Below are 26,535 nucleotides of genomic sequence, written 5' to 3' on the forward strand. Positions count from 1 at the left end.
CGACTGATATCTGTTACCCCCCCCCAATCCCCCTTATAAAGGGAGGGAGGAAATCCCCTCCTCGGAGGGGTGCCCGTAGGGCGGGGTGGGTAGATAGATCTACGCAGTAACTCAAATTCTTAAGCATCCTCCAAGGAATTAGATCGATCGTGAATTTTAATTGGAAACATAACTTATATTCTCTCCTCCGACGATTCCCATTTGTTCGATCGATCTGGGCATTACTATTCATCCTCGGTATCAGTTTGACGATCGCAATTCATTCTACCCCTACCGTCGCCAATCCAGCACAGCTAGAAACTAAACCAAGTTTAACTATTCCAGCCTCAATTTTATTAGGTGGCGAATGGAAATTTGCATCAGGTCATCTGCAACCAGACAATGCTTATCTACCAACATTCAATGACCGTAATTGGAAATCGATCCAAGTTCCTGGTAATTGGTTTTTGCAAGGGCAAGATCTATCTGGAGTCGTTTGGTATCGTCGTCATTTTCAGATCGATCGATCCTTAAAAGGCAAAGTCATTCAATTAGTCTTTGATGGTGTTGATTATACTGGTGATGTGTGGCTCAATGGTCATTATTTAGGATTTCACGAGGGCTATTTTCAACCCTTCCGATTTGTTGTCTCCGAGCAACTAAAATATGAGACCGAGAATATCTTAGTAGTAAAAGTGAATAGTCCAGTTGAAGAACCAGAGAAAGTTTGGTCATTGCACAAACGAATTATTAAAGGTGTTTTAAATCATCATGATACCCGCCCAGGTGGTGCATGGTCGGTACGCGGACAAGAACAGAATACAGGCGGAATTTGGGCACCTGTATCTCTACAAATATCCGATCGAGTCGCAATTACTCAACAACAAGTTACCCCGAAATTAGACGGTCGTTTGCAAAATGGGATCGCCCATGTCGATCTGACAATTATTAATCACACTGCCAAACCGCAGGCAGTCAAATTATCATTGCAACTCCAACCAATTAATTTTCAGGATACGATCGATACACCCATAATTCAGGAGCAAATTTTAAAACCAGGTACGAATCAAATCGCGGTCGATCTACCTAAGCCCGATCCACATTTATGGTGGACATGGGAACATGGCAAACCAGACTTGTATAGAGTAAATACCCAAATATTAGTTAAGAATAAATTATTAGATAGATCGAGTACCACATTTGGATTTCGGACAATTCGCCGCAATCCTCAATCTCAATCATGGGAATTGAATGGACGAAGGATGTTCTTGCGCGGTACTAATTATATCGCTTCTCAATGGTTGAGTGAGATGACACGGGAGAAATACTCGATCGATCTCAAGCTGATGCAGCAAGCAAATATTAATAGCATCCGCGTTCACGCTCATATTGAAGCCGAAGAATTTTATCATTTATGCGATGAGATGGGTTTATTAGTCTGGCAAGATTTCCCCTTGCAATGGGGCTATAGCGATACTTCCGAATTTGTTGTCGAAGCAACGCAACAGGCGAATGATATGGTGACAATGCTGTACAACCATCCCTCAATTTTTGCCTGGAGCATTCACAATGAACCGCCGTGGGATGCCACCTGGATGAAAGATAAATATCCCGATTATAATCCCAAGCAAAATCGCTACCTCGACGAGACAATTTACAACAGTTTGCGCTCCCGCGACTCCACCCGTCATCTACATCTCGCCTCAACCACTCAAGAACACCCTTGGTACGGTTGGTATTCGGGAAAATGGCAAGACTATGGCAAACCCACAAAAGAACCCTTAATTACCGAATTTGGCGCACAAGCATTACCGAATCTAAGTTCCTTAGAACGAATATTCACAGCCGCCGAACTATTCCCCAATACTCCAGCCAAACTAGAAAAATGGAAATATCATAATTTTCAACCACATGAAACATTTAATATTGCCAAGGTACCAATAGGCAAAACTACCCAAGAGTTAATCGACAATACACAACAATATCAAGCCCAACTTACTCAATTTGCCGCTGAATCTTATCGGAGACAACGTTATCAGCCAGTTAGTGCGATTTTTCAGTTTATGTTTGTCGAAGATTGGCCATCTATTAATTGGGGGATTGTAGACTATTGGCGACAGACGAAACCAGGCTACGAGATGTTAAAACGTGCCTATCAACCGATTTTACCTAGTATTTTTTTAACTAAACAACAGTGGAAAGTTGGTGATTCAATTCCTGTAGAACTATGGCTAATTAACGATCTATGGAAATCGATGCCCAATGCGGTACTCACGTATACATTAAAACGAGTCAATCAAATAATCGAGCAAGACTCGATTGCGATCGCTATTATTCCAGATAGTGGTAAACAGATTAAAAAACTAAATCTTCCAAACTTAGCGAGTGGTAATTATCAACTATTAGTTAGAGTTACTGATTCACAGGAGAAAATATTGGGGGAAAACAGCGTTAAATTTGATGTGACAAAATTATGATGAATCGATCGCACCGTCTCCTAGTCATCCTCGTCGGTGCTTTTTCCCTGATAATTACTAGCGGAAATTGGACTCAATTACACGCCGCCGCGTCAGCCAAGATTGTCGTAAATCAGGTAGGTTATTTACCTAATAGCCCAAAAGTTGCCTTGTTAGTCAACAGTGACACCTCAAAGCAACCAATTGAGTTAGTAGATAGCACCACCAAACAGACAGTGCAAATCATTATCCCCAGTCAGCCAGTACGCGATCGAGATAGTAACGATCGATTGCAAACCATTGACTTTAGCCAGATTCAGCAGCAAGGTAAATACTTTCTCCGCACTGGCTCGATTGAGTCTTATCCATTTTCGATCGCATCCAATGTCTATCAAGAGCCAATAATTAAACTACTTCGATCCTATTATCTCCAACGGTGTGGTGTCGCGATCGACGATCCAGTTACAGGCATTCGCCACGCGCCTTGTCATCTTCGGGATGGTGCCATCGCCCACAAAGATCCTATAAACCAAGCTGGTAAAACAATTCCAGCTACAGGTGGCTGGCATGATGCGGGAGATTACGGCAAATATGTCAGCACCACAGCAGTCACCACTGGGCGACTATTGAGTCTATATGAGAATAACCCCAAAGCATTCCCAGATCGCCAATTAACTATCCCCGAAAGTGGTAATGGTATCCCCGACTTACTCGATGAAATGCGCGTGGGATTGGATTGGATGTTGTCGATGCAGCGATTGGATGGAGCGATTTATCGTAAACTATCTGGTAAAAAGTGGCCGTCGATCGTTGCGCCGGATGAAGATAGCCTACCCCGCTTTATTTATGGCATCTCCACTCCAGAGACGGCGAAATTTGCCGCAGCAATGGCGATCGCGGCACGGGTATATGCTCCCCTACAGCCCCAACAATCTACTCTGTATTTGAAAGCAGCTCGACGGGCTTGGGACTATCTTCAGACTCAATCCATGATGAAAGTAGATTGGGTTGATGGGGACGATAGCGGTTCTGGTAAATATCTAGCATCCGCCACTGATACCGAACCCAGCCTAAAAATCGACACCGACGATCGATTGTGGGCAGCAGCAGAGCTATTTATTACCACTAGAGAGAGCCAATTCGATCGATATTTTCTTCAGCACTTACCCAAATTTGACTACACTCTATTTGAGTGGAAAGATCCTTCCGCGCTGGGGATAGCCAACTATCTAAGTGAGAGCCAAATTCCCCAATCCAGCCAGATTAAAGCAAAGATCGCCCAGCAAATTCTCAACCGAGCGGATGCACTCGTTAAAAAAGTCTCAACTAGTGGCTATCATCTGGCAAATCATCGGTTTATCTGGGGATCGAACAAGATGACAGCCACAGATGGGCTGACGCTAATATTAGCTTATCGATTGACCGATGGGACTGCCTACCGCCAAGCCGCGATCGACCAAATTGATTATTTACTAGGGCGCAATCCATTTAACCAAACATTTGTAACTGGCATCGGTACCCACCCAGTTCGACATGTCAATCATATTTTTGCTCGCGCTCGTAAGATCGATATTCCTGGCTTATTAGTCGGTGGAGCTAACAATGATGCTCAAGATGGACTTGCGCCCAAACATCGCGGCATCCTCAGCTATCTGGATGATGACAAATCTTACGCTACAAATGAGTACGCGATCGACTACAACGCCGAGCTAATTGCGCTGATGAGTCTGGTAGCAGCTCAGGAATAAATCAAAAAGCGATACATTCGCAACGAGCGTACTAATCTCTGAACGGATTCTGGGTACTCTAAATAGTAGCTAGATTAAATACCTACCCACTTTCCATAAGGAGCTAGTGCTGATGTTTGGATTGGTGAATAAAGGCTTAGAAGATATGGTTTGCAGCCAATATGATGAAGAAACCTGGGAGAAAATTAAAGTCAAGGCAGAAGTGGAGATCGAAGCCTTTATTAGCATGGATGTCTATCCAGATGAGATCACCTATCGACTCGTCGATGCGGCTAGTGCTGTCATGGAAATGCCAGCAACAGATATTTTAGAAGCATTTGGCAAATATTGGTTGCTCTTTACTGCGAGTGAAGGGTTTGGCTCGCTCCTAGAAATGGCAGGTGATAATTTACCTGAATTTCTGCAAAATCTTGACAATCTTCATGCCCGTGTAGGTTTAAGTTTTCCCGAACTGCAACCACCTAGCTTTCTCTGTTCCGATCTAGAACAGGAGTCACTCAAACTACATTACTATTCAGATCGGCCTGGATTAACACCAATGGTAGTGGGAATGCTCAAAGGTTTAGGGGAAAAATTCGATACCGATGTTGATATTCAGCTCACCAATAGCAAAGATCGAGGTAGCGACCATCAGGAATTATCGATCGGCCATAAACCTAAATGCCCATTCAAACAATTTCTTTATAGCAATAACAACTAATCGAAACTTCAACTCACTATTTTTTTCTAGCGATCTCAGACAGGTCATGCCACAATGAATTTTTCAGAAAATGTCACTATTGCTGAATATGTATCAACACCGGATTTTGCACCACTGCCTGATGTGTTCGCGACGATTTTTCCATTTTACATTGTCATAAATCGCGACTTAGAAATCGTTCATGTTGGACCTATCCTTAAACGTTTATATCCTGATATTTTAAGTTGTAAGAATTTTGAAGAACATTTTATTATTAAACGACCAAATGTAGAAGCCAATTTTGACAATATCCGTGCTCATCCTAGATCGCTATTCTTAATAGAATCGTGCCACAATGGGATGCAACTCAAGGGTCAAATAGTTTTTGTCGACTATGAAGAGGTCATCCTCTTTCTAGGATCGCCGTGGATTACAGATCCAACTGCGATGACTGATTTTAAGCTCAAAGTATCAGATTTTGCCCTTCACGATCCGCTTGCTGATTTCCTATTTTTACTCCAAGCCCAAAATACTTCTTTGAAAGATAGTAAAAGGTTGGCGGATAAGCTAGCTAAACAGAAGATCGAAATTCGCAAAGCATTAATTAAGGAAAAAGAACTAAACGAGTTGAAAACTCGATTTATTACTACTGCTTCCCATGAATTTCGGACCCCTTTAGGCATTATCTCTTCATCGACTGGGTTACTTGAAGATTACGATCATAAACTCGATCGACCCAAAAAGCTCAAGCATTGGCAAAGGATACAATCTGCTGTCAAGCATATGACAACACTGTTAGAAGATATTTTGTTAATTTATCAGACAGATGCGGGTAAACTAGAGTGCAAGCGTTCGTCATTCGATCCGATCGCTTTTTGTCACGAACTGATCGAAGAAATCGAAATTAGTAGCAATGCTGAAGGTCGCTTTAACTTGACTATTACTTATACTGATGCAAATATCTGCGCGGGGGAAGAGTTTTTGGTGTTTATGGATATTAAATTAGTTCGTCAAATTTTGACTAACTTGCTCTCTAATGCCATTAAATACACTCTGGGTGATAGCCAAGTTCAGTTTGATATTATATTTACTACCAAATTAGTTACATTCCAAATTGCCGATCGAGGAATTGGCATTTCTACTGAGGATCGAGTTCGGTTATTTCAATCCTTCCATCGCGGCGACAATGTCAACAATATTCCTGGAACGGGTTTAGGTTTGTCCATTGTCAAGCGATGTGTGGATCTACATGGTGGCACGATCGATCTCACTAGCGAAGTCGATGTTGGCACAACATTCATTGTCAATTTACCTTTAAATTAAAGCTATAACCCCTATTCCCTAACTTTATGACAACTATCTTAGTAATCGAAGACGAATATGATGTTCGCGAAAATCTGCAAGAAATTTTAGAAATGGAAGATTTCAATGTCCTAACTGCGGAAAACGGTAAAATTGGCTTGCAACTTGCGATCGAGCAACAACCTAATTTGATAATTTGTGATGTGATGATGCCCGAACTCGATGGCTATGGCGTAATTTCTTCTCTCCGCCAAAATCCAGCCACCATTAAAACTCCATTTATCTTTTTGTCTGCAAAATCTACAGATGAAGATCGCGAAAAAGGTCTAAAATTAGGCGCGAATGATTATTTAACTAAGCCTTTTACGCCCAAACAGATCTGCAAAGCGATCGAATCAATGCAGATTGAATCATAATTTACCTTATGTCATGAGTTTAGTTTAGTATATGTATGGCACCTGGATTCTGTCTGTCTCCCGATCTATTTGCAAAATTATTCCCTTTTCATCTGGCGATCGATCGCGATCTTAACATTACTCATTTCGGTCCAATTTTACAGAAAAATCACCCGTGTACACCTGAAGGAAACAACAAATTTGGCGAACATTTTATCATAAAAAAGCCAGCTATTAGTTCAGACTTTGAGCAAATCAGATCTCAGCAAGATTCAGTATTTTTAATAATTTCACGATATACTGGAATAAAACTCAAAGGACAAATGGTAAATCTTGAACCAGGTATTATTCTCTTCCTCGGTTCTCCAGTAATTAGAGACCCAACAAAAAAAGATCGACTATCTTTGAAACTTGCTGACTCTTTAGATCGCGATCCGACGCAAGATCTGTTGTTTCGCCTAGATATGCAAAATATTGCCCTAGCCAAAGCGAAGCAACAGGCTGCTACAATTACCAAAAAACAACTAGAAACTCATCAAGAATTGCTTAAAGAACAAGAACTCAACGAACTTAAAACTCGGTTTATTAACACAGCATCTCATGAGTTTCGCACGCCATTAGGAATTATCTCTTCCTCTGCTGGTTTGTTGGAAGATTATGACCACAAGCTAGATATTACTAAAAAACGCAAACATTTCAGACAAATTCAAAGCTCAGTCAAACACATGACCACTTTGCTGGAAGATATTCTCCTTATCAACCAAACTGATGCTGGCAAACTAAGTTGCAAAAGATCTGCTTTTGATTTAATTGTATTTTGTCAGGATCTAGTCGATGAATTGGTAATTAGCAAAGATGTCGAAAATAGAATTGTAATGACAATATCTAGTCTAGATTTAAATATCGATCTTAGCGATGGATTGCTCATCTGGCTCGACCCAAAATTAACTCGTCAAATTTTGACTAATCTCCTCTCAAATGGTATCAAATATTCATTCCCTGATAGCAAAATTGAGTTTGATATCCAAGTTAATACCAGCAATATTACCTTTCGAGTTAGCGACTGTGGTATTGGGATCTCTGAAGCAGATCGCGTCAGTTTATTTGAAGCATTTCATCGCGGCAGCAATGTTAATAACATTCAAGGAACTGGGTTGGGTTTATCGATCGTCAAACGATGTGTCGATCTCCACGGTGGCTCGATTAGCATAACTAGTGAGATTGGTGTTGGCACCAATTTTATTGTCAATTTACCAATTGCTAAAGCAGCAGCTTGTGCGCCGGAGGTTTCCGCCAACTTAGAATGCGATAAAACCGATGATAAGTCATTTTATGAACTGAATTGAACTTTTTTCATATTTCTAATGTAATAGATTTTTAATTAACTATAAACTAAACTTGTATTTATTATGACTACTATCCTCGCGATCGAAGACGACACTAAAATTCGTGAAAATATTCAAGAAATTTTAGAATTAGAAGGATTTGATGTCTTAATAGCCGAAAATGGCAGAATTGGCGTGCAATTAGCGCAAGAGCATCATCCCGATCTAATTATTTGCGATGTCATGATGCCCGAACTCGATGGCTATGATGTGCTAGTTGCGCTGCGTCAAGATCCCGACACGCTCAAAATTCCGTTTATCTTTCTTTCTGCTAGAGCGACTAAAGCCGATTTCCGCAAAGGCATGTCTTTAGGAGCCGATGATTATCTCACTAAACCATTTACGCCAGGAGAACTGCGTGAGGCGATTTCTACCCGCTTAGAAAAACAGACAATGATGATAACTAGATACGCTCAAGAACTCGAACGAGCGATAGGATCGTCTTTGCAACCTGTGACATCGCAAGTCCAACCAACTACTGGAGCGGTGACTTGTCGCGCCGCACCTGTCAAAGTCATTCAACCTACTGGTGTTCTGGATGTAACTAACTGTAGCCAATTGCGACGAGAGATTATTGAAATTGCCAATGCTGGATTTAGTAATGTACTGCTAGATTGTCAAAATCTCACCTTCATGGATAGTTCTGGATTAGCAGCTTTGGTATTGGCTTCTCAAAAGGTGCGCGAAGTTAATAGTCAATTATCCATTTGTTCGATCGATCGCCAAATTAAAATTTTGTTCGAGTTGAGCAGTATGGATGAAATTTTTGAAATTTTCCCTAGCCCAACAGAATTTTACAGCACTCATAAAATCGATAATTAATGATATGGCGATCGCCAAGGCTGTTAGGACACAACGATTGTGTCTTGTCTTGTCTTGTCTTGATTCGCTAAACCCTCGGCAAAGCCGAGGAGCGCGAGCCGCTGCTTGGTGGAACGCTTAGCACGAGGAGACCTCAGCAAAGGTTCCATCCGCACATCGTCGCTAGTGATGCAAAGTCCGCCTGTCTTGAAAAGGTGCTCCACTTGCGACTCACCTTTGGACGGGTTCCCCGTCAAAAAAGGTGAGTCAAGACGGGGAAACCCCAAGACCGCACTTTTCGCTTCACGGACTGAATCTAGAGTGTCCTGAGCGATCTGGCGACTGCTATAAATAGTTAATTCGTTAAGGAATGGTGTAGATTGCTAGAGCTTGGTGAGCCAAGCGACCGCGATTTGCAGTCATGTCTCGGATGATATGACCTTGAGGGGCTGCTAGATGACCGCTGGTGTTTGGTGGGAGTTCGTAGCCACCCAAACAGTTGCCTTCAGTCCATACAGCCAATCGATCGTCATCCAGCACCCACCAGTTGGGCACCTTAATTCGGGAAACTCCAGCCGTAACGTTCAAGATCGAAGTCCGATAGATGGCTTCATAGCCACCTCGCCCATCGGGACGGACGATCGCAATTCTCGCACGTCCTGGAGCTACCCATTTGGTCTCGATCGATCGTACTCGCCCGAAAGTGAGTGGATCGAGGAGATCGATATACAAAAAACCACCAGGTAATGGTTGCGTTTCTTTTTGGAAATTATTACCACCCTGAGCTTGTGCAGGCGCAGGTTCTATACCTATATCGACCATCTTGTTTGCCACATAAGAGGCAAATACAGCATGACCCAAATTATTCAGATGTAAGCCATCAGCCGAATAATCAGCCAGATCTGAGGGTGGGAAAGCTTCATTCCCCGCATCGAGAAAATAACTACCGATTTGCTTTGCGGTTGATTGTAATACGCGATCGTAATCTTGCCGTCGATCGAGTGTAGCTTGATTGGGTTGGGAGCTACTAATAATTAGCTGGTGCGGCTTAAATTCCTGCGCCATCTCCGTCAACATCTTCGTTAAATCGCCGCTATAGGTGCCACTTTGCATCGCAGTCCCCAAGGTAATTCGCCGAAACGCATCATTAACCCCATAAAGGATAACGACTCGATCTGGTTTACGCGATAATACATTTTCTCGCCAGCGTTCTAATCCCGATGGTACCGAGGCGAGTTCGCCATTGCGAAGCGCAGTGGAAACAGTAGATCCAGACAATCCTTCATTAATTTCTTCCCAACCTAGATACCGCGATAATAGTGTCGTCCAACGCCGATCGCCTCTAGTAGTTCCAAATCCTACCGTACTACTAGAGCCAAAGAAGACAACCTTAGGCAACTTTTTGGATGGAAGTTGGGACTCTTTCGATAAAGTTGGTGGAGGTGATGAATTAGCAACTAGCGGCTGTGTATCCAAAATACAACAACTAATACCGATCGATCCCAGTAGATACCCAGCAATATATTTGCGGAGGTTTACCCCCCCAAACCCACTTTCCAAGTGGGTTTGGGGGGGTATGAAATTATTCGCGCCGCGTTGCTTATCGCGATTTACCATACGCCCAGTCCTCCAAAGGAATCGAACCAACGTGACTATAGAGGATTGCTTCTAAGATTTGACCGTTGGTATTGAGTGTGAGCGATCGATTGATTGCTTGAGTGCCTTCATATACCCCGCCAAATACACCGCGATCGGGGTCTGCTAGCCACCGGAGAGCTTTGTAGTTGCGTTCGGTATACCGATTGCGGAACAACATCTGCCAAGACACCGCCGTCTTGGTGCTGCTGGTGCTAAATTTGTCGCTATCTTTGCCGGAAGGAGTCAAACTTTTCCAATTTTGACCATCGACATGGACGTTATTGTACACAAACCAGGGTGCGCGATCGAGATTGTCCTCGGACCAAGCGGTAAAATGTCCGGTAGCCTGAGCGCGGCGGGTTTGTGCTTGCAATACGCGCCCTGCATATTCAGCAGGTAACGCCTTAAATCCAGTTTCTAGCCCATCTAAAACATAAGGTTCGCTAGTGACATAGTTATGATAACTAGTGCGAGTATCAGCGGGAATTTGCACCCCCATGACATCGACATTCTGTTCGTGTGCTTTGGGATCGAGGGCATTTTTTGCCACCACTCCCAATTTTTTCATGCCATAGGCGGCATACTGTTCGTAGCCCAACCGTCCTTCTTGATTCCACTCCTCTTTACCCTTATTGATATGGGCACCCATGAGACTTCCCTGACTTTCGAGTCGAGTGAGTTTCCATCTGGCTGTGACTGCATTACAGGCGGCTTGGTGCTGGGGATAGCGATGGGCGATAATATCCAGCCACAGAGCCAATCTACCCAGATCGATCGCTGACCAGCCAATTTCTTCGGTTTGATCCAATTTGCCATAGTTGACTGGTTGGAGTGTGGCAGCATTGTAGGCTTTATTGGGCAACTCGCCTTTATATAGCGGCATTTTAGCTAGAGAACCCAGAGCTTGAGCCATCCAGCGATCGAATTCTACCGCTGAGATGAAGTCTAATTCCCGCGCCGCCGTCATCCCTGCAAATTGACTAGCAACATCCCACATCGTTGTAGCTGGAAATTTCGCCGCAGATGATACAAGTCCAGTCGGGAGTCGATTAGTTTCAAAATATTTCCAAGCATTCCGCGCCAGTTGAAGATCTTCTCCAGTGAGCGGTACACTGCGCTGTACGGGTACTGGTAAGACGCTAGTCTCTTGCCAAGTCAGTAGTTGGTTTATGCCGATACCAGTTAAACCGATCGCGATACAGAGAACGGCTTGCCAGCGGGGATCGATCGATCGAGGTGTTGTTTCCATTGTTTGGGGTTCCTTAATTAACTGTAGGTTGGGTTGCGGGTGCGCTCCGGTCGGGGAACCCGACCATGGAAGCGCACCAAGCAGAACGAATGTGTTGGCGTAGCCTTTTTTCTACTTCGATTGAGGTAGGGGCAATTCATGAATTGTCTCTACCTCAATGTCATAAGATCGCTTTAACGCGGAATAATTTTAAATAAAACTTCCCTTTTCACCATCAACCAACACAACCCGATCGCGATCGCTTGAGCTAGACTAACAAACCAAGTACTCCCCTGAATCAAACCTGGAATCATAAACCAGATTAAAGTCACAGGCACATGAATAATATAGACATACAGCGAGTTTTGACCCAGCGGAATCAGCAAATTACCTAGTGTTTTAGACAATGGTACCCAAAACCTGTCTACAGCCATAAACATCAGCGAAAATAAGCCCAGTAGCGTTACCAATCGAATCGGGCCATTAATACTCCGATCGGTTAACCGCAACCACAACGCTCGATCTTGCACCTTCTCAGGCCACGTTCCCATTTGGAGATCGAAATGTGCAGCGATTAGAGCTGCAACCACGATCGCCATCATCCCCAAGACTAGCGGGACTTTTGGTAACCGTTTCCATGCTTTGGCTAATTTATCCTTGTGATAACCCGCCGCCACACCATACACGTAGAGGATCTGCCACGTACTAAAGACAAAATACGGGTGAGCGCGATCGAGTGGTTGAAAACTAAATGAGTAGGGATGAACCTGTTGAATCCACCACAATGTCCAAGAAGCAGTTAATAACGGTACTAATAAGCCCCTTCTAAGTAACCAAAATATTGCTGGGGAAGCAAGTAAACACAATACATATAGCTGTAAAATATCGACGATCGGCGGAGCGAGGTGGAGCGTAGCGGCTGCTAACAAAATTTGCCACCACTCTCCAGGCGCGCGATCGAAACTCGGTCTAGTCATTCCTGATGCGACAATACTCAACAATCCCAACCCAGCAATCAAGATAAAGCTAGTGAAATATAATACCTTCGCTCGTTCTAGTAACTTCTGCATTGCCGATGTCAAGCCAATTTTATCAATTCGTTGTAAAGTCACAAATCCCAGCACGAAGCCAGATAGAAACACAAATCCTTCTGCCGAACTTGCGTAGATATGTCCTTGAGTAATATTATTAAAATACGAGCGACATTCTAGATGATTGACTACCATCGACACGATCGCCACGCCACGCAAAAAATCGATCCGCAGATCGCGTTTTCCATAAAGTTCGGGATCGTACTGCCATAACTTATGACGCTTAGTAGGTGAAGTTAAATCTGGGTGAGCAACTGGCGGAGCGATAATCGACATAATATCTACAACTTAATTTGACTAAAATTTCACCCGAATCTGACCACTAATAGACTGGCTATTTGCATTATTAATTACGGGGACGGTACTTTTGACATTACTAAAGCTATAACCGAGATCCGCTTCAATATAGGGCGATAGCTTCGCTGTACACTTGGTTTGATAGCCGCCAGCATCAGAACTCGTGGCATTGACATTCTGACCGCCTAAACTAGCAGAAAGCCGACAACTGAGCAGATCTCGAATCACACTACCTTCCCAGGCAACTTCACCTGTATAAACCAGAAAATCTGGCGGCGCAAAGTAGCCTTTGTCAGTGGGATTTTTATAATTCCAGGTAAACAAGTTACCCGCTACAGAAAATTCACCAAACTTGCGTTCGACCCGGCTAAATGATTGTTGTTCCTGGTTGTTATCGCTATAGCTGCCTAATTTTAGGGATGAAAATAAGGACATGTCTTTATCTATTTGCCAAAATATCGATGGGCCATAGCGCAATGCTGAAATTTGATTGTTGATAGTTTTGGCATTAAACTTGTAAGCCCCTTGTTGCAGATCGGCAGATACAGTTAATCCCGTCAGCAGAGGATAATCCACCTTGAGATTAAAAGTAGGGATAGTAGATCCGTTTAATACATCGATGCCAACTCCCGGACTAATTTTGAGCGAGTTAATTTTGGTTTCCCAATTAATCCCCACTGGAATATTAGTGGCAGTTTTTGTATCTGTTTGTTCGTAAGTGTTGTAACCAGTTGTGAATAAGAGCCGATCGCCATTATCGATCCGAAATATTGCTGTTGATTCGATCGTCCGGTTAACTTGACCAGAGTTATTCCAATCGTTACGAATATTGGGTTGCAGTCCCTCTAACACCGCCACAGGTGCCCCAGCAGTAACAGGCTTTACGCCTGGACTTTCAGCCGAGCCAGAATTAGCTCCAGGTAAAGGTGCTGCCTGATTTAGTGGTGATGGAGATGGTGGTAGCGGGATGGATTCTTTTGGTGGTAGTACTTTCAGATCGGGATTGAAGTTATCCGCACCAGCTATCAGTTGTGGCGACGATCTTCGATCGAATGAGATCTTGCTAGAGCCAACGATCTCAGCTGCCGTTGTGGCAAACGATCCGGTAGTTTTGAGGAGAAAATATGCCGAAACACTCCCCGTCGCTAATATTTGTTGCCAAGGTGGAAATCGGCGGAAAACTGGTAGAAATTTCATCTTCTGCATCTGAATTATGGATTTAATCTCCACTGACAGAGACTTTTACTTCAGTTGGAATTTATAACTGACTCTACCTAAGATGCCCTCAAACTTCACTCTAATTGGCATCAATGCACTAAAGTTAAAATCGATCTGCTTGCAGCTTGCCCCAACTAATGTAAGTTGGGGCAAGCTGCAGATGAATCCGGTGTTGGCTGTATACTCGAAGCCCTACCCCCAACCAAGAATTGCAATGCTAACGGGCGAAATCAGATCGCAAATCCATAATATCTGGAATGCTTTTTGGACGGGAGGGATCTCGAATCCGCTAGAAGCGATCGAACAAATCACTTACTTGCTGTTTTTGCGGCGGCTGGACGATCTACACACGCTCGACGAGAACAAAGCCAATCGAGCGGAATATCGCGATCGATCGGAAGATCAACCTCTAGCACTCGCACCAATCAACCAGACACCCACCATCATCACTCCCACTAAGCCCCACTTCATCGGCAACTTCCGCCGCGTTTCGAGATCGAGACGTTGCCCAAATATGGCAATTAGTAACGATAACCCAAAAGCATAAGCGGGCGTAGAAGCTCCGATTGCCGAAACCAAAGCTGGATCGCCTAGCTTGACTGCTATTTGTCCGGTATAAAGAGCTACCCAGTTGAGCAGTTCGATCGCGATAAAGATCGGTAAAGCCTGCTTAATCTGCGGTAAGTCTCGGACTAATACCGATCGAACTTCTTTGATGCCTAAACTAGCTAATCCACTCAAGATAATCCCAATATTAATCGCTAGAAAGGCTCCGAAAAAGTCAGCTTGACCGAAGATATATTTTTCGAGGACGATCGCTACGGTTTGAAGTCCAGCGGCGATCGACATTAAAGATAGAGTATCCCATCTACTGCTAAATTTGTCGATCGTGCATAGCCCAATAGAAGCGATAACTAATAAGGCAATGCCCAGATAGTTATTCCCAGTAATTAAATATCCAAATAACCAATAACTGGCGATCGGTAGCAGCACGGGTGTAATATTCCAGTAAGCTGCGACAGTACCAGAATCACTATTGTCCAAAGCACGAAAGTAAAAAAACTGACTGAATTGGATAATAGCTCCAGTGATTAAGCAAATAAATAGGATATTTCCAGCCGGAATGACCACACCGATCTTCATTAGTGGAATTATTAAAAAAATCCCGACAGAAATACCAGAACTGGTAATGACTCCCAACCACGGCTTACTAAAAATCTTGTCTACACAATACTCATCAAGGATATGAACTATTGCCCACAAAAAGGAGCTAAATAAAGCGTATTGAATCCACATAACAGATGGCTGAGAATAGGCAGAAGACATCAATAAGTTAGTAAGTTTTATTACTCACCAATGATTGAAGAGCGTCTCTAGTCTTCTTTATAGACCTAATCTCTAGCTCAATTTATACCTAAAATATTTAATTATTAGTTCGATCGTAACACAATTAAGGCATTACCAGGAATAGCAAACACTTTCACCCCAAGATGATTCTCAGTATCAAAAGCAGCTTTACCTCAATCAGAATCCAAGATTTTTAAGACCACAGTCGGCGATCGAAATTGGTCGATCTCCAGCACAAGATTGTGAATGAAGCTTAAAACCTAGTCAGAGTATAAATTCAAGTTGAATTGCTGCGCTAGGAATTATCCCTAATAATTTCCTTTCCAAGTATGTATTAAGCGATACGACTGGGTACCCTGCCCCAGTTATTCCGCTAAAATAGGTGAGACGTGCCAGCCAAAAGACATTTCGCAATGACTACCCAACTATTTCAACAAATCCAAGAATTCTATGATGCTTCGAGCAATCTCTGGGAAGAAGTCTGGGGCGAACACATGCACCACGGGTATTATGGTGAAGATGGCAATATCAAACTCGATCGTCGTCAAGCCCAAATCGACCTGATCGAAGAAATACTGAGCTGGGCTGATGGCTTGACGATCGATCGACCTCAAAATATTCTGGATGTTGGCTGTGGGATTGGTGGGAGTAGTCTCTATCTGGCTGAAAAATTTGGTGCTCGGGTCACGGGGATTACGCTGTCGCCCGTGCAAGCCAACCGCGCCCAGGAAAGAGCGCGCGCGGCTGGTTTGCAGTCCCAGACTGATTTTCAGGTAGCGAACGCGCTAGAGATGCCGTTTGCTGACAATAGTTTCGACCTGTTGTGGTCGTTGGAAAGCGGCGAACACATGCCAGATAAGGTGAAATTTTTGCAAGAGTGCTACCGCGTACTAAAACCAGGTGGTAAGCTCATTTTTGTCACTTGGTGTCATCGTCCGACGACGGCGACAACTCCACTGACTACTGAAGAACAAAAGCTGCTACAGGAGATCTACCGAGTTTATTGCTTGCCTTATGTGATTTCGCTGCCAGAATACACCGATATGGTCTCAGCCTGCGGATTCAAGGATTTGCGCGCTGATGATTGGTCTACCGCAGTCGCACCATTTTGGGATGTAGTTATTGATTCGGCGATTACACCGCAGGCGATATTTGGACTATTTAAGGCTGGCTGGAAAACGATCGAAGCAGCACTATCACTGCGATTGATGAGCGAGGGTTATCGGAGTGGATTGATTCGGTTTGGGTTGATTGCGGCTACTAAATAAACTCTCGCTCGAAAATAGATTGTCAAGTTGCGAACTATCAGTTCGGAAATATCGTCTACGAACGAATATGCTTCAATCCTGTTGAAATAAGCCTTAGAATTTTGACTTTATGGAAATAGATTGTATTCATTTTTGGGTGATGGACGCTAACCAAACACTGGAATTGTTAGTCCAGAAAATGGAATTTAGGAAGCTAGAAGATCGCACAAATGAGCATACTATCGAATATCTAGTCGGTAATGCTCATCTATTATTTGCGATCGCTTCACCATTGACTAGTACTAGTCCTGTCGCCGCATATCTCCAACGGCATCCATCAGGTGTTCGGGATGTTTCATTTCGGGTACCAGATTTAGCTGAAATTAGGCGAAGAATAGACCGATTGGGGATCGAAATTCTGGCAGTTGCAGCAGTATCAGCTAATGTTCAATGGGTGAGAATTCAGGGCTGGGGTGCGCTCGAACATACAATTTTACAGGAATCTTCACCCGCTGTAGCTGCAAATCTAGTTGGCTTGAATGAACCAATTACTGGTATCGACCATATCGTGCTAAATGTTGGTAGTGGTGAGTTATCGCTAGCAGTAAATTGGTATCGCGAGTTATTTGATTTCCAAGTTCAACAGACATTTGATATTCAGACACAGACATCGGGTCTGGTAAGTAAAGCTCTACTAAGTGCCTGTGAAAAAATTCGGTTTAATATCAATGAACCAAGTTCGAGTACTTCTCAAATTCAAGAATTTTTGGATCTCAATCGCGGTGCGGGGATTCAACATATCGCATTACAGACCGATGATATCTTTGCAACAGTCGATCGATTGCAACAACAAGAATTAGGATGTCTACCAATTCCGCAGACTTACTATGCTAATTTACAAAATAGGTCTAGATTAGAGCAAAATCTGTTATTAAATGTTGATGAGTGGCACCAACTCGAACGTCTACAAATTTTGATGGATTGGTCTAGATCTCTACCTGAAGCAGTACTGTTGCAGATATTTACTCAACCGATCTTTGAATCTCCAACTTTCTTCTTTGAAGTCATCGAACGCCGCAATCGAGCTAAGGGATTTGGGCAGGGAAATTTTCAAGCTTTATTTGAAGCGATCGAACAGTATAATCTAGTTAATTAAGTAATAATTAACTAGAGTCATGGCGGCTACCCGACTATAACATTGCCGATCGATCGGTTTGACTAAATGCTCAAGCGTCGCTGGTAGTTGCCCATCAGCGTCACCAGCAACCCCTAAGAAAGTCCCAGGGTCAATTTCAATTGTGATGTCAAATCCTGATGAGATGTACCAGTTGCGCTGAGGAGCGGCGATCTAGGAATGTGACGATCGTTACCTAAACAAATTTGTGAACGAATTCATAGGTAAAATCAACCCGTCCTTTGCGTAATAAAGCAGGGTCCATCCGATCGGTAGTATTACAAGTCATTAATACTACCAATTTTTGTTCGATATGCACCCCCCCTTCATCGATGACGCTGCGATATAGGGTACCATCGAGTAAGCTCAAAATATGTTCGGTGGTACTATTATCTTGAGCGGATTCGAGGGCGCGATTTTTGGCTAAATTATCAGCTTCATTGATAATCAAACAAATCTTTTCCAGATAACTTGGCGGGACAAAATTTTCCACCGCATCGCGATCGAGAATAAAGATCACATAACCCAATGGCATCAATACTTCTTTGGCGAGTGCTTGCGTCCAGACAGTTTTACCCGTACCCGGCGCACCATCGATCAAGACAGTGACTCGATCTTCTTCAAGGATCGCTTGCTGGACGCGATCGCTAAAGCTTTGAATTTCGGCTGAGAACGATCGAATGGGGTAGTCACTATTGATTTTACCAACCCGACTTTTATAGCCACTTAGAATCACGGCTACATCGTAAGTAGCTTTACTAATTAATGGGGCTAAATCTTTGGCAGAAATTGTATATTGACGTTTGCCTTTTTCATACGTCTCAACTTGTACCCAGATATCGTATTCCTTCCAATATGCCGAAACATAACCCAAGACTTCCAGCCGTTCCCAGGTGGTAAATCGCTCGGTAGGATAATAAAAATACCGTTCCCAGTAGTACTGAGTAATCAGATCGGGGGTACCCAAAATCTCCAGAATATTCTTCATAGTGATTTCTTCGAGTCGATTGAGGACATACTCGATCGGAATACTATCACGACTGACTAATTGGACGATCGGGGTTTGGGCAACTAAGACATCCTTGTGACGGCGATCGGGTGAAGCTGGATCGGGGGTAATATAGTTCCACAGCTCGTTAAACTCGTACTGAACGCTATCCGAAAATACATTGAGAATATTTGCCCACCACGCATATTGTTTGCGACTGAGCGCATCGGCAACATCACTCAAGAAGTCAGCACTACGTTTCGCCAAACTCCAGGTATCATTTACGACAATACTAGCAAAAAAACCAATATCCAAATCTCGATTTAGTGGTCGCCATCCCGCTGCTAATAGCCCTTTATTTTGAGCATTATTATTCTGGTTGAAATTATCGTAGCCCATATCAATTTTTTATCCTAAAATTTGCTGTCCGAGCTGCAAAGCTCATGGCACGCGATCTAATTGAGTTAAATATTGTGGTGGGACTGCATCAACCAACCACACATCGTTTTCTGTCCGATAAAAGCTATAGCCATCGGCAATCATCGCTGGTGTATCAATCGCCAACATGACACTTTCGCCTCGCCTACCACCCACCTTGAATGCCATATTCAGATCTGTGGTGAGATGGACGTGGTGACGAGACATTTTTTGCAATCCCGATTCCAAAATTGCGGTTATCGCTTTGACATGAGTGCCATGATAGAGAGTATCTGGGGGAGTTTGGACTAGAAGCTGGAGGTCGATCTCGATCGAGTGTTCCTGATTGGCGCGAATCAAATCGCCGGATTCATCAAATGCAAAACGTTGTTTATCATTGGTGGCAACTACTTGGTGTAGATCGGCTCGACTAATCTCAAATCCCTGTGCTGATGCTGCTGCTAGCAGCTTATCTACTTCAATCCAGCCACCTGGCAAGAGTTCCAGTCCCAGTCTTTCTGGCTGATGGCGCAAGTGTTTAGATAAATATTTACTAATTCTAACGTAGCGTTGGGGAATTTGCAGGTGGTCAGCCATAAAAGTTGCAATTTTGCGCGAACTCATCGATCTTTAGCATACCCAGAATCGAGATCGACTGTGACTATCCCTCTTCTGTCACTCTCCTTAACTAAAAATCGAGGGCGATCGCCATAAGCCTTATTTCAAAAAGTTTTGAAGATTTATTTAGCGATCGATCGCTCAATCGTGGAGATTTTTGATAAAAGCTGATGCAACAAGGGTTGGAGATTATGCTCTCTGGAGAGTGGGGGAGGGCGGGTTCGATCGCAAATTGTTAATGCGATCGATATCCATATCATAAACCCGCCCCTACAGATCTGATTAATTCACCTCGGCTAATCCGAATGATGCGCGATCGATCGATGTTTCTGCCCGTTTGGCTTGATTATCAGAATGTTGTCGATCGAATACTAATATTTGTTTAAGCGTTGTATTGAACGATCCATGTACTTCTCGAAGATGACTATTGTTAAATTCGATTTGCTTCAAAACTTCTCCAGTAGCACCTAGATAAAGAAAAAAAGCTTGGCTTTGATATATTCTAATTTCTGAATTCCCATTAAGCAGTGGGAAAGCAAGCTTCATGAATATATTATTTTGGGCATCATCATTAAGTTCAACTGAAATATTAATTGGCTGATGACAGCCACTTATAAATAATAGATCGCCAATATTATTAACAATATGCCTAAACTCATATATATCAAGTTTCATAGATAACAATCGAGAATATAGTATATTTATAAAATACCCCAGCATTAGTCAAAACGAACATAGAATTAAAAGTTTAAGAAGATCTTTCTATTTTTAGATCTGTAGGTGCGGGTTTATGCGATCGATATCGGCTTCACCAAAATCTAAATCAAACCCGCCCAACCCACAGATAAAGCTAGAACAACATATCCCAACCGATCGAATACACTAAAAGTTAATTACCCTCACCGATAGCTAATAGCTCCTGTAAAGCTTGAATATTATCGTTAATAGGTAACAATAATAAATCCGATCGATCCAATGTTGGTAACCGATGCCTGTCTAGCTGCATGGCTTCCAGACAGCTATTGATTCCCTCAACTGCCTCATTGAAAACACCGATCCGTTGTTCGACTTCGGCTAATTGACGTTGATTTTGACGAATCTTTTCTTCGGCTTCTTTCTCTAGAGCTTTGGCTAAATATGCCCGAGCGCGATCGTATTGAGCGAGGATTTGTTCGGCTTGGAGATTGGCGATGGGTAATAATTGATTGTTGAGTGATTGATTGATGACTTGACGAAACGATCGCATCACGGTGTCGCGAACTTTTTCTTCAAAGTCGATCTTTAATAACTGCCGAATTGCTGGCTCGGCTTCGATCATATTGTAATGATCGTAACCGCGACAGGCTTGTTGGAGCGTTTGACGCAATTGGAATAGGGATGATGTGCCTTCTGTGAAAAATTCAGGACGTTCGCGGACATAGCGATCGCATTCTACCCGCGCCGCATTGATTAGGGCACTAGAGACGATCGTTTCTAACTGTTTGAGGTTTTGTTCGATATCGCTGTCGTTACCCAATAACCGATAGAGATTGCGATAATATTCCTGTTTCTGAATTTGAGTCGTTAATTGTTGGAAGAAGTTGGCGACGAGTTCGGTAACTGCGGCGACTAATACTTCTTCTAAACCATTGGCTAAGTAGTAAAAGGCTTCACTCAAAATCCCAATCAGCGGCACGACTGAGTTACGGCGATGACTGGCTTGGGCTTGTTGGTGAACGTGACTGACAGAGAAAGTAGTCAGCAATTCATCCAAGCGACTGACCATTTTGGCTTTGAGTTTGGTAAAGTCAGCCTCAAAAGCGACGTTAGTATTGCTGGCGACTACTTCATTGACGATCGCGTTGATATGCTCTTTATACTCGTCACCGACATCTTTGAGCTGCTTGCTCAGGAGTTGGATTTCTTGCTCTTTGAGTGCATTGACATCTTGAGGCTGGGCTTTGAGGTAGTGCCAACTTTCGAGATAGTTACGGCGGAGATTGATACAGATCGGTTGGAGATCGTCAGCCAGATTTACTAATAATAAAGGGCGTTTCTCTTCCATCAAGTAGCGGGTAATGGCGGTGCGGAATTCTTCGATGCCGCTATCTTTGATGAGTTGTTCTACCAATCCACTTCCCTGTTCGGTGAGAATGCGGACGTAGTTTTCGGTTGCTGATTCATAGCTACGGACATCTACCCGAAATTTGTCTCCAGATAATTTGCCAGAGCTGGAACAATAACGATTGAATTCATTGATAAACTGGGGAGCTTCAAGATCGGGGGTGACGCTCACTGCAAAAAAAGAATTTAGCCCAAATCTGTCGCTGGCATTTGTCTGGCGGAGCTGACTCCCCCAGAATCCTAACAACCCGCTGGTTTTGTACACGCGCTGCGAGTCGCGAAATTGTTCGCCAATGAGGTTGTCTAGGCGTTGGCGCAGTTGGGCATTATACCAGGTTTCATCGATGCGATTGAAGATATAGAACACGCGATCGCGAACGCCAGGATTTTGGCGAATCCGTTCGAGCATTTCGGTTTCTTCGCTAGTCATATCCCCAGATGAGGCAGGTTTGAGGACACAGACGACGGCGGAGGTGTCGGGATTTTCGATCTTGGTATAGGTGAGTTCGGCGTCCCGCTTGACTGGCGCATCGATGCCTGGAGTATCGACGAGGACGTTACCATCTTGGAGTAGGGGATGATGACAGTAGTATTCTACCCGTCGCAATACCGCGCTATTGCTACCCCGCCGCGCATAACTGGCGGCTTCTTGGAGGTTTTTAAAATCAAATTGCTCCATCGAGAGGGTACGATTGGTAGTTTTGTCGATATACTTTTTGTTATCGGTAAAACCTTGGATCAGGAGCTTGAATGCTGATGCTTGCTTGGCGCGCTCTGACTTGCTTTCACCACCTTCTTGTTGAATGATGGCGATACAAGAATCGCGAAGCGTATCCATCAAACTTTGTTCTTGTAATAGTAAGGTAGCCTGTTGCGGATCGTGCAGATTTAAGCCAAGTTTTTTGCCCAGTAGTTGCACCTGACTCAACACTTCTGCCTCAGATAGAAAAGTCAACACTACCCGCTCTTGTGTTGGCTCGGCGTAGGCAATCTGACACTCTGTCCCGGTAGCATGTCCCTCGGCACTGTAGAGCAGTTCTCGCTCCAGTAGGGCGTTAATTAACATCGATTTGCCTGCGCTGAATGCCCCAGCAAAGACGATTTCAAATGTCGGTGCGATCGCTTTTTTGAGCGATGCGCGGACGGTACTAGTATCTACTCGTGCTTGGAGTGTCGGTTCTTGTTTGAGGAGGTTGAGGACTGCATCTACCTGCGCTTGGAGGTTTTGGCACTGCGGGAGGGTAGTGGGACTGTGCTGAGGAGTCATATTTCGGGGGTTGGATGTGGTTGGAATCGAAAACATGGTGCTATCTTGCTACTAGCATTTAGGTTACCCAAATTGACCCTGACATACTCCATATCTCGCACCAATATTACAATCTTGTGGTTCGATTTACGCTGACGTAGGATGTGTTAGGCGACAGCCGTAACGCATCAATAATTATCCCCGACTGGTGCGTTACGCTGTCGCTAACACACCCTACAATTTGATAGCTGTCAACTGTTAACTAATTTAAGTTGCTACCTATTTCTTGCCTGCGACTGAAGTCGCGGCTAATGATGCGAAGTCCGCCTTCGCGGACTGAATTATTAGTCCGCGAAGGCGGACTTCGCACTCCGAGCGGCGGTTTCTAACCGCTGGGGTTATGGGTAGCAACTTGGGTTAACTGTCAACTGTTTGGTGGAGGCTTGCGTTAAACTGAGAAACTAGACGGTATCTGTAAAATACCAGTATTATGCGATCGTCACCGCTATCGTCCCACAGCCTTCAAATCCTCAGATTGCTATTATGACCAATGTGCCTGTTTCGCGAATTCGCAACTTTTCGATTATTGCTCACATCGATCATGGTAAATCTACACTTGCCGATCGATTGTTGCAGGATACAGGTACTGTCAGCAACCGAGAAATGAAGGAGCAATTTCTCGACAATATGGATCTAGAGCGGGAACGGGGGATCACGATCAAACTCCAAGCCGCACGGATGAATTATACCGCCCTCGATGGACAAGAGTATGTCCTCAATCTGATCGATACGCCCGGGCATGTAGACTTCACTTATGAAGTGTCTAGAAGCCTGCTAGCCTGCGAGGGAGCCTTATTAGTCGTCGATGCTTCTCAAGGCGTAGAGGCGCAAACTTTGGCGAATGTCTATCTGGCGATGGAGAGCAATTTAGAGATTATTCCCGTCTTAAATAAGATCGATTTACCTGGAGCCGAACCGGAGCGAGTTCGCGCCGAGATTGAAGAGATTATTGGGATCGATTGTAGTGGGGCGATCTTGACTTCAGCGAAGCAGGGGATTGGAATTAAAGAGATCTTGGAATCTGTGGTATTGCTAGTACCGCCACCTAGAGATACGGTTAACGAACCACTCCGCGCTCTGATATTTGATAGCTATTATGACAGTTATCGCGGCGTGATCGTATACTTCCGCGTCATGGATGGGAGTGTCAAAAAAGGCGATAAAGTCCGCTTGATGGCGAGTAAAAAGGAGTATGTCATCGACGAACTTGGCATCCTTTCACCCACGCAGGTACAAGTAGACGAGCTACACGCTGGCGAGGTAGGTTATTTCGCCGCATCGATTCGCGCGGTGGGGGATGCGCGGGTAGGAGATACGATTACCCTGGTAAACAATCCGGCGGCTGAGTCGCTTCCTGGCTACGCAGAAGCCAAACCGATGGTATTTTGCGGTTTATTCCCGACAGATGCGGATCAATATCCAGAGCTGCGAGAAGCGTTGGATAAACTGAGCCTCAATGATGCGGCGTTGAATTATGAGCCAGAAACTTCGAGCGCGATGGGGTTTGGCTTCCGCTGTGGATTTTTGGGACTGTTGCACATGGAGATCGTTCAAGAGCGACTAGAGCGCGAATACGATCTCGACTTGATTACCACAGCACCGTCGGTAGTTTATCGGGTGACTGACAATCTCGGCGAAGAGAGCTATATTGACAATCCCAGTACGCTGCCAGATCCCAATCATCGCCAAAAGATCGAGGAACCCTATGTCAAATTGGAGATGATTACACCTGAAGAATATGTCGGCACATTGATGGAACTATGTCAAAACAGGCGTGGTGAATTCAAGGATATGAAATATCTCACCAAAGGAAGAACGACACTAATATATGAGCTACCGCTTGCAGAAGTTGTGACTGATTTCTTCGATCGCATGAAGTCAAATACGCGCGGCTATGCGAGTATGGAATATCAGCTCATCGGCTATCGCGAAAACTACCTCGTCAAACTCGATCTCCTGATCAATGGCGATCCTGTCGATGCCCTGGCGATGATCGTCCACCGCGATAAGGCTTATAATATCGGTCGGGCGATGACTGAAAAGCTCAAAGAATTAATTCCCCGTCACCAGTTTAAAGTACCAATTCAAGCCGCGATCGGTACGAAGGTAATTGCTAGCGAAAGTATTCCCGCACTACGCAAAGATGTCCTCGCAAAATGTTATGGCGGTGATATCTCTCGGAAGAAGAAACTGCTCAAAAAGCAAGCCAAAGGTAAAAAGCGGATGAAGTCTGTCGGTACGGTAGATGTACCGCAAGAGGCATTTATGGCAGTATTGAAACTGGACAAAGATAGCTAATAGCAAGCTAAAATGCCATGCGTCTAATTGCTATCAAAAACTTACGAAATGAAGCTTATCGATATCCAGATGCTAAAAAAGCAGTTGAGACTTGGTATTTAGTTGTCAAAAATGCTAACTGGTCTAATTTGGAAGATGTTCGACAAGTATATCGTAGTGCTGAAGCAGTAGGAAATTTTACTGTTTTCAATATTAAAGGAAATAACTACCGCCTAATTGTGGGTATTAATTATGCAAAGCAACGAGTTTACTTTAAATACTTTTTAACGCATCCCGACTACGATAAGGATTCCTGGAAAAATGACCCAAACTATTAATCTAAAAGTATATGGTCAGCTTGTTGCTGATGTAAAGCCGAAGGTAATTGAGACAGAAGATGAATACGAACAGTTTCTAGCAGTGGCAGAAAGGTTGACTTTTAATCAAAATCAAACGCCTGAAGAGTCGGCACTGTACGATCTAGTTGCGATGTTGGTGGAGGCATACGAGGTAGAACATTATCCGATCGATCGATCCGATCCATCTGAAGTCTTGCAGCATATCATCGAATCTGGTGGCATCGATGCGATCGAGTTAGCTAAAATATTTGGATCGAGTGAATCGGTTGCCCAAGTTTTGGCAGGAACAAAAGCGATCGATCCAGTTTGGGCGCAAGCTCTGGGTAATCGATTTAACTTATCACCGAAAATATTCTTACAATCATAATTAAATTAGGTAAAAATTAAAGATGAGGTAATCATACGATTACATGAATTTGACACGATCGATAGATTCTGGAATCGAACTCAGGTATATTTACTCGAAAATGATGCAGAAAATA

The 26,535-nt window shown here is 43.8% G+C and carries 21 protein-coding genes and 1 pseudogene; 13 read left to right on the top strand and 9 right to left on the bottom strand.

What is annotated here, in order from left to right; all coding sequences use genetic code 11:
• Window positions 1-149 precede the first annotated feature (149 nt).
• The 7 genes from ACEW9I_RS12510 to ACEW9I_RS12540 all read left to right on the top strand — a co-directional run bounded on the left by ACEW9I_RS12510 (window position 150) and on the right by ACEW9I_RS12540 (window position 8,766).
• Window positions 150-2,456 carry a glycoside hydrolase family 2 protein gene (locus ACEW9I_RS12510; protein WP_373540662.1) on the top strand — a complete coding sequence of 769 codons (2,307 nt, stop codon included), beginning with the start codon at window positions 150-152 and terminating at the stop codon, window positions 2,454-2,456.
• A complete protein-coding gene (locus ACEW9I_RS12515) occupies window positions 2,453-4,183 on the top strand; it encodes a glycoside hydrolase family 9 protein (protein WP_373540663.1) in 1,731 nt (576 codons plus the stop codon). Before ACEW9I_RS12510 ends, ACEW9I_RS12515 begins: the two co-directional genes overlap by 4 nt.
• A gap of 112 nt (window positions 4,184-4,295) precedes the next feature.
• Window positions 4,296-4,883, top strand: coding sequence for a heme NO-binding domain-containing protein (locus ACEW9I_RS12520; RefSeq protein WP_373540664.1), 588 nt, complete (start codon window positions 4,296-4,298; stop codon window positions 4,881-4,883).
• Between the two features lie 54 nt (window positions 4,884-4,937).
• Window positions 4,938-6,185, top strand: a complete 1,248-nt coding sequence (locus ACEW9I_RS12525; protein ID WP_373540665.1) for an ATP-binding protein — start codon at window positions 4,938-4,940, stop codon at window positions 6,183-6,185.
• A 26-nt stretch (window positions 6,186-6,211) separates the two neighbouring features.
• Window positions 6,212-6,580, top strand: a complete 369-nt coding sequence (locus ACEW9I_RS12530; protein WP_373540666.1) for a response regulator transcription factor — start codon at window positions 6,212-6,214, stop codon at window positions 6,578-6,580.
• 35 nt (window positions 6,581-6,615) lie between these two features.
• Entirely contained in the window at window positions 6,616-7,905 is a 1,290-nt protein-coding gene (locus tag ACEW9I_RS12535; RefSeq protein WP_373540667.1) for an ATP-binding protein, read from the top strand.
• Window positions 7,906-7,968: 63 nt separating this feature from the next.
• On the top strand, window positions 7,969-8,766 hold the full coding sequence (locus ACEW9I_RS12540; RefSeq protein WP_373540668.1) for an anti-sigma factor antagonist: 798 nt from the start codon (window positions 7,969-7,971) through the stop codon (window positions 8,764-8,766).
• Window positions 8,767-9,108: 342 nt separating this feature from the next.
• Here ACEW9I_RS12540 and ACEW9I_RS12545 read toward each other — a convergent pair whose 3' ends face one another.
• From ACEW9I_RS12545 to ACEW9I_RS12560, 4 genes are all read right to left on the bottom strand, one after another.
• Window positions 9,109-10,362: an SGNH/GDSL hydrolase family protein gene (locus ACEW9I_RS12545; protein ID WP_373540669.1), complete on the bottom strand. Its 1,254-nt coding sequence runs from the start codon at window positions 10,360-10,362 to the stop codon at window positions 9,109-9,111.
• The gene (locus tag ACEW9I_RS12550; RefSeq protein WP_373540670.1) at window positions 10,346-11,632 is read right to left on the bottom strand and encodes a DUF3131 domain-containing protein; all 1,287 of its coding nucleotides are present in this window, start codon (window positions 11,630-11,632) and stop codon (window positions 10,346-10,348) included. Before ACEW9I_RS12550 ends, ACEW9I_RS12545 begins: the two co-directional genes overlap by 17 nt.
• Before the next feature lie 173 nt (window positions 11,633-11,805).
• Window positions 11,806-12,978, bottom strand: coding sequence for an OpgC domain-containing protein (gene opgC, locus ACEW9I_RS12555; protein WP_373540671.1), 1,173 nt, complete (start codon window positions 12,976-12,978; stop codon window positions 11,806-11,808).
• A gap of 21 nt (window positions 12,979-12,999) precedes the next feature.
• A complete protein-coding gene (locus ACEW9I_RS12560; protein WP_373540672.1) occupies window positions 13,000-14,196 on the bottom strand; it encodes a hypothetical protein in 1,197 nt (398 codons plus the stop codon).
• Window positions 14,197-14,431: 235 nt separating this feature from the next.
• Here ACEW9I_RS12560 and ACEW9I_RS12565 point away from each other — a divergent pair.
• A pseudogene (locus ACEW9I_RS12565) lies at window positions 14,432-14,593 on the top strand (type I restriction-modification system subunit M N-terminal domain-containing protein); the annotation flags it as partial.
• A 26-nt stretch (window positions 14,594-14,619) separates the two neighbouring features.
• Here ACEW9I_RS12565 and ACEW9I_RS12570 read toward each other — a convergent pair.
• On the bottom strand, window positions 14,620-15,543 hold the full coding sequence (locus tag ACEW9I_RS12570) for an EamA family transporter (protein WP_373540673.1): 924 nt from the start codon (window positions 15,541-15,543) through the stop codon (window positions 14,620-14,622).
• 434 nt (window positions 15,544-15,977) lie between these two features.
• Between ACEW9I_RS12570 and ACEW9I_RS12575 the strand changes: the two genes are divergently transcribed.
• Window positions 15,978-16,832: a methyltransferase domain-containing protein gene (locus ACEW9I_RS12575; protein ID WP_373540674.1), complete on the top strand. Its 855-nt coding sequence runs from the start codon at window positions 15,978-15,980 to the stop codon at window positions 16,830-16,832.
• Between the two features lie 109 nt (window positions 16,833-16,941).
• Window positions 16,942-17,967, top strand: a complete 1,026-nt coding sequence (hppD, locus tag ACEW9I_RS12580) for a 4-hydroxyphenylpyruvate dioxygenase (protein ID WP_373540675.1) — start codon at window positions 16,942-16,944, stop codon at window positions 17,965-17,967.
• A gap of 214 nt (window positions 17,968-18,181) precedes the next feature.
• On the opposite strand, the gene ACEW9I_RS12585 is transcribed toward hppD, so the two are convergent.
• From ACEW9I_RS12585 to ACEW9I_RS12600, 4 genes are all read right to left on the bottom strand, one after another.
• Window positions 18,182-19,372, bottom strand: coding sequence for an AAA family ATPase (locus ACEW9I_RS12585; RefSeq protein ID WP_373540676.1), 1,191 nt, complete (start codon window positions 19,370-19,372; stop codon window positions 18,182-18,184).
• A 42-nt stretch (window positions 19,373-19,414) separates the two neighbouring features.
• Window positions 19,415-19,987, bottom strand: a complete 573-nt coding sequence (locus ACEW9I_RS12590; RefSeq protein WP_373540677.1) for an RNA 2'-phosphotransferase — start codon at window positions 19,985-19,987, stop codon at window positions 19,415-19,417.
• A 303-nt stretch (window positions 19,988-20,290) separates the two neighbouring features.
• Window positions 20,291-20,683, bottom strand: a complete 393-nt coding sequence (locus ACEW9I_RS12595) for a hypothetical protein (protein WP_373540678.1) — start codon at window positions 20,681-20,683, stop codon at window positions 20,291-20,293.
• 214 nt (window positions 20,684-20,897) lie between these two features.
• Entirely contained in the window at window positions 20,898-23,378 is a 2,481-nt protein-coding gene (locus ACEW9I_RS12600) for a dynamin family protein (RefSeq protein WP_373540679.1), read from the bottom strand.
• Between the two features lie 522 nt (window positions 23,379-23,900).
• Here ACEW9I_RS12600 and lepA point away from each other — a divergent pair.
• From lepA to ACEW9I_RS12615, 3 genes are read left to right on the top strand one after another with little or no spacing between them, the layout of a single operon-like run.
• Window positions 23,901-25,715, top strand: a complete 1,815-nt coding sequence (gene lepA / locus ACEW9I_RS12605) for a translation elongation factor 4 (protein ID WP_373540680.1) — start codon at window positions 23,901-23,903, stop codon at window positions 25,713-25,715.
• 17 nt (window positions 25,716-25,732) lie between these two features.
• Window positions 25,733-26,032: a type II toxin-antitoxin system HigB family toxin gene (locus ACEW9I_RS12610; RefSeq protein ID WP_373540681.1), complete on the top strand. Its 300-nt coding sequence runs from the start codon at window positions 25,733-25,735 to the stop codon at window positions 26,030-26,032.
• Window positions 26,016-26,420: a type II toxin-antitoxin system HigA family antitoxin gene (locus tag ACEW9I_RS12615; protein ID WP_373540682.1), complete on the top strand. Its 405-nt coding sequence runs from the start codon at window positions 26,016-26,018 to the stop codon at window positions 26,418-26,420. The genes ACEW9I_RS12610 and ACEW9I_RS12615 overlap by 17 nt, the downstream gene beginning before the upstream one ends.
• Window positions 26,421-26,535: the final 115 nt, after the last annotated feature.

Source organism: Chamaesiphon sp. (genome assembly GCF_041738855.1).
In the GTDB taxonomy this organism is placed as follows: Bacteria; Cyanobacteriota; Cyanobacteriia; order Cyanobacteriales; family Chamaesiphonaceae; genus Chamaesiphon.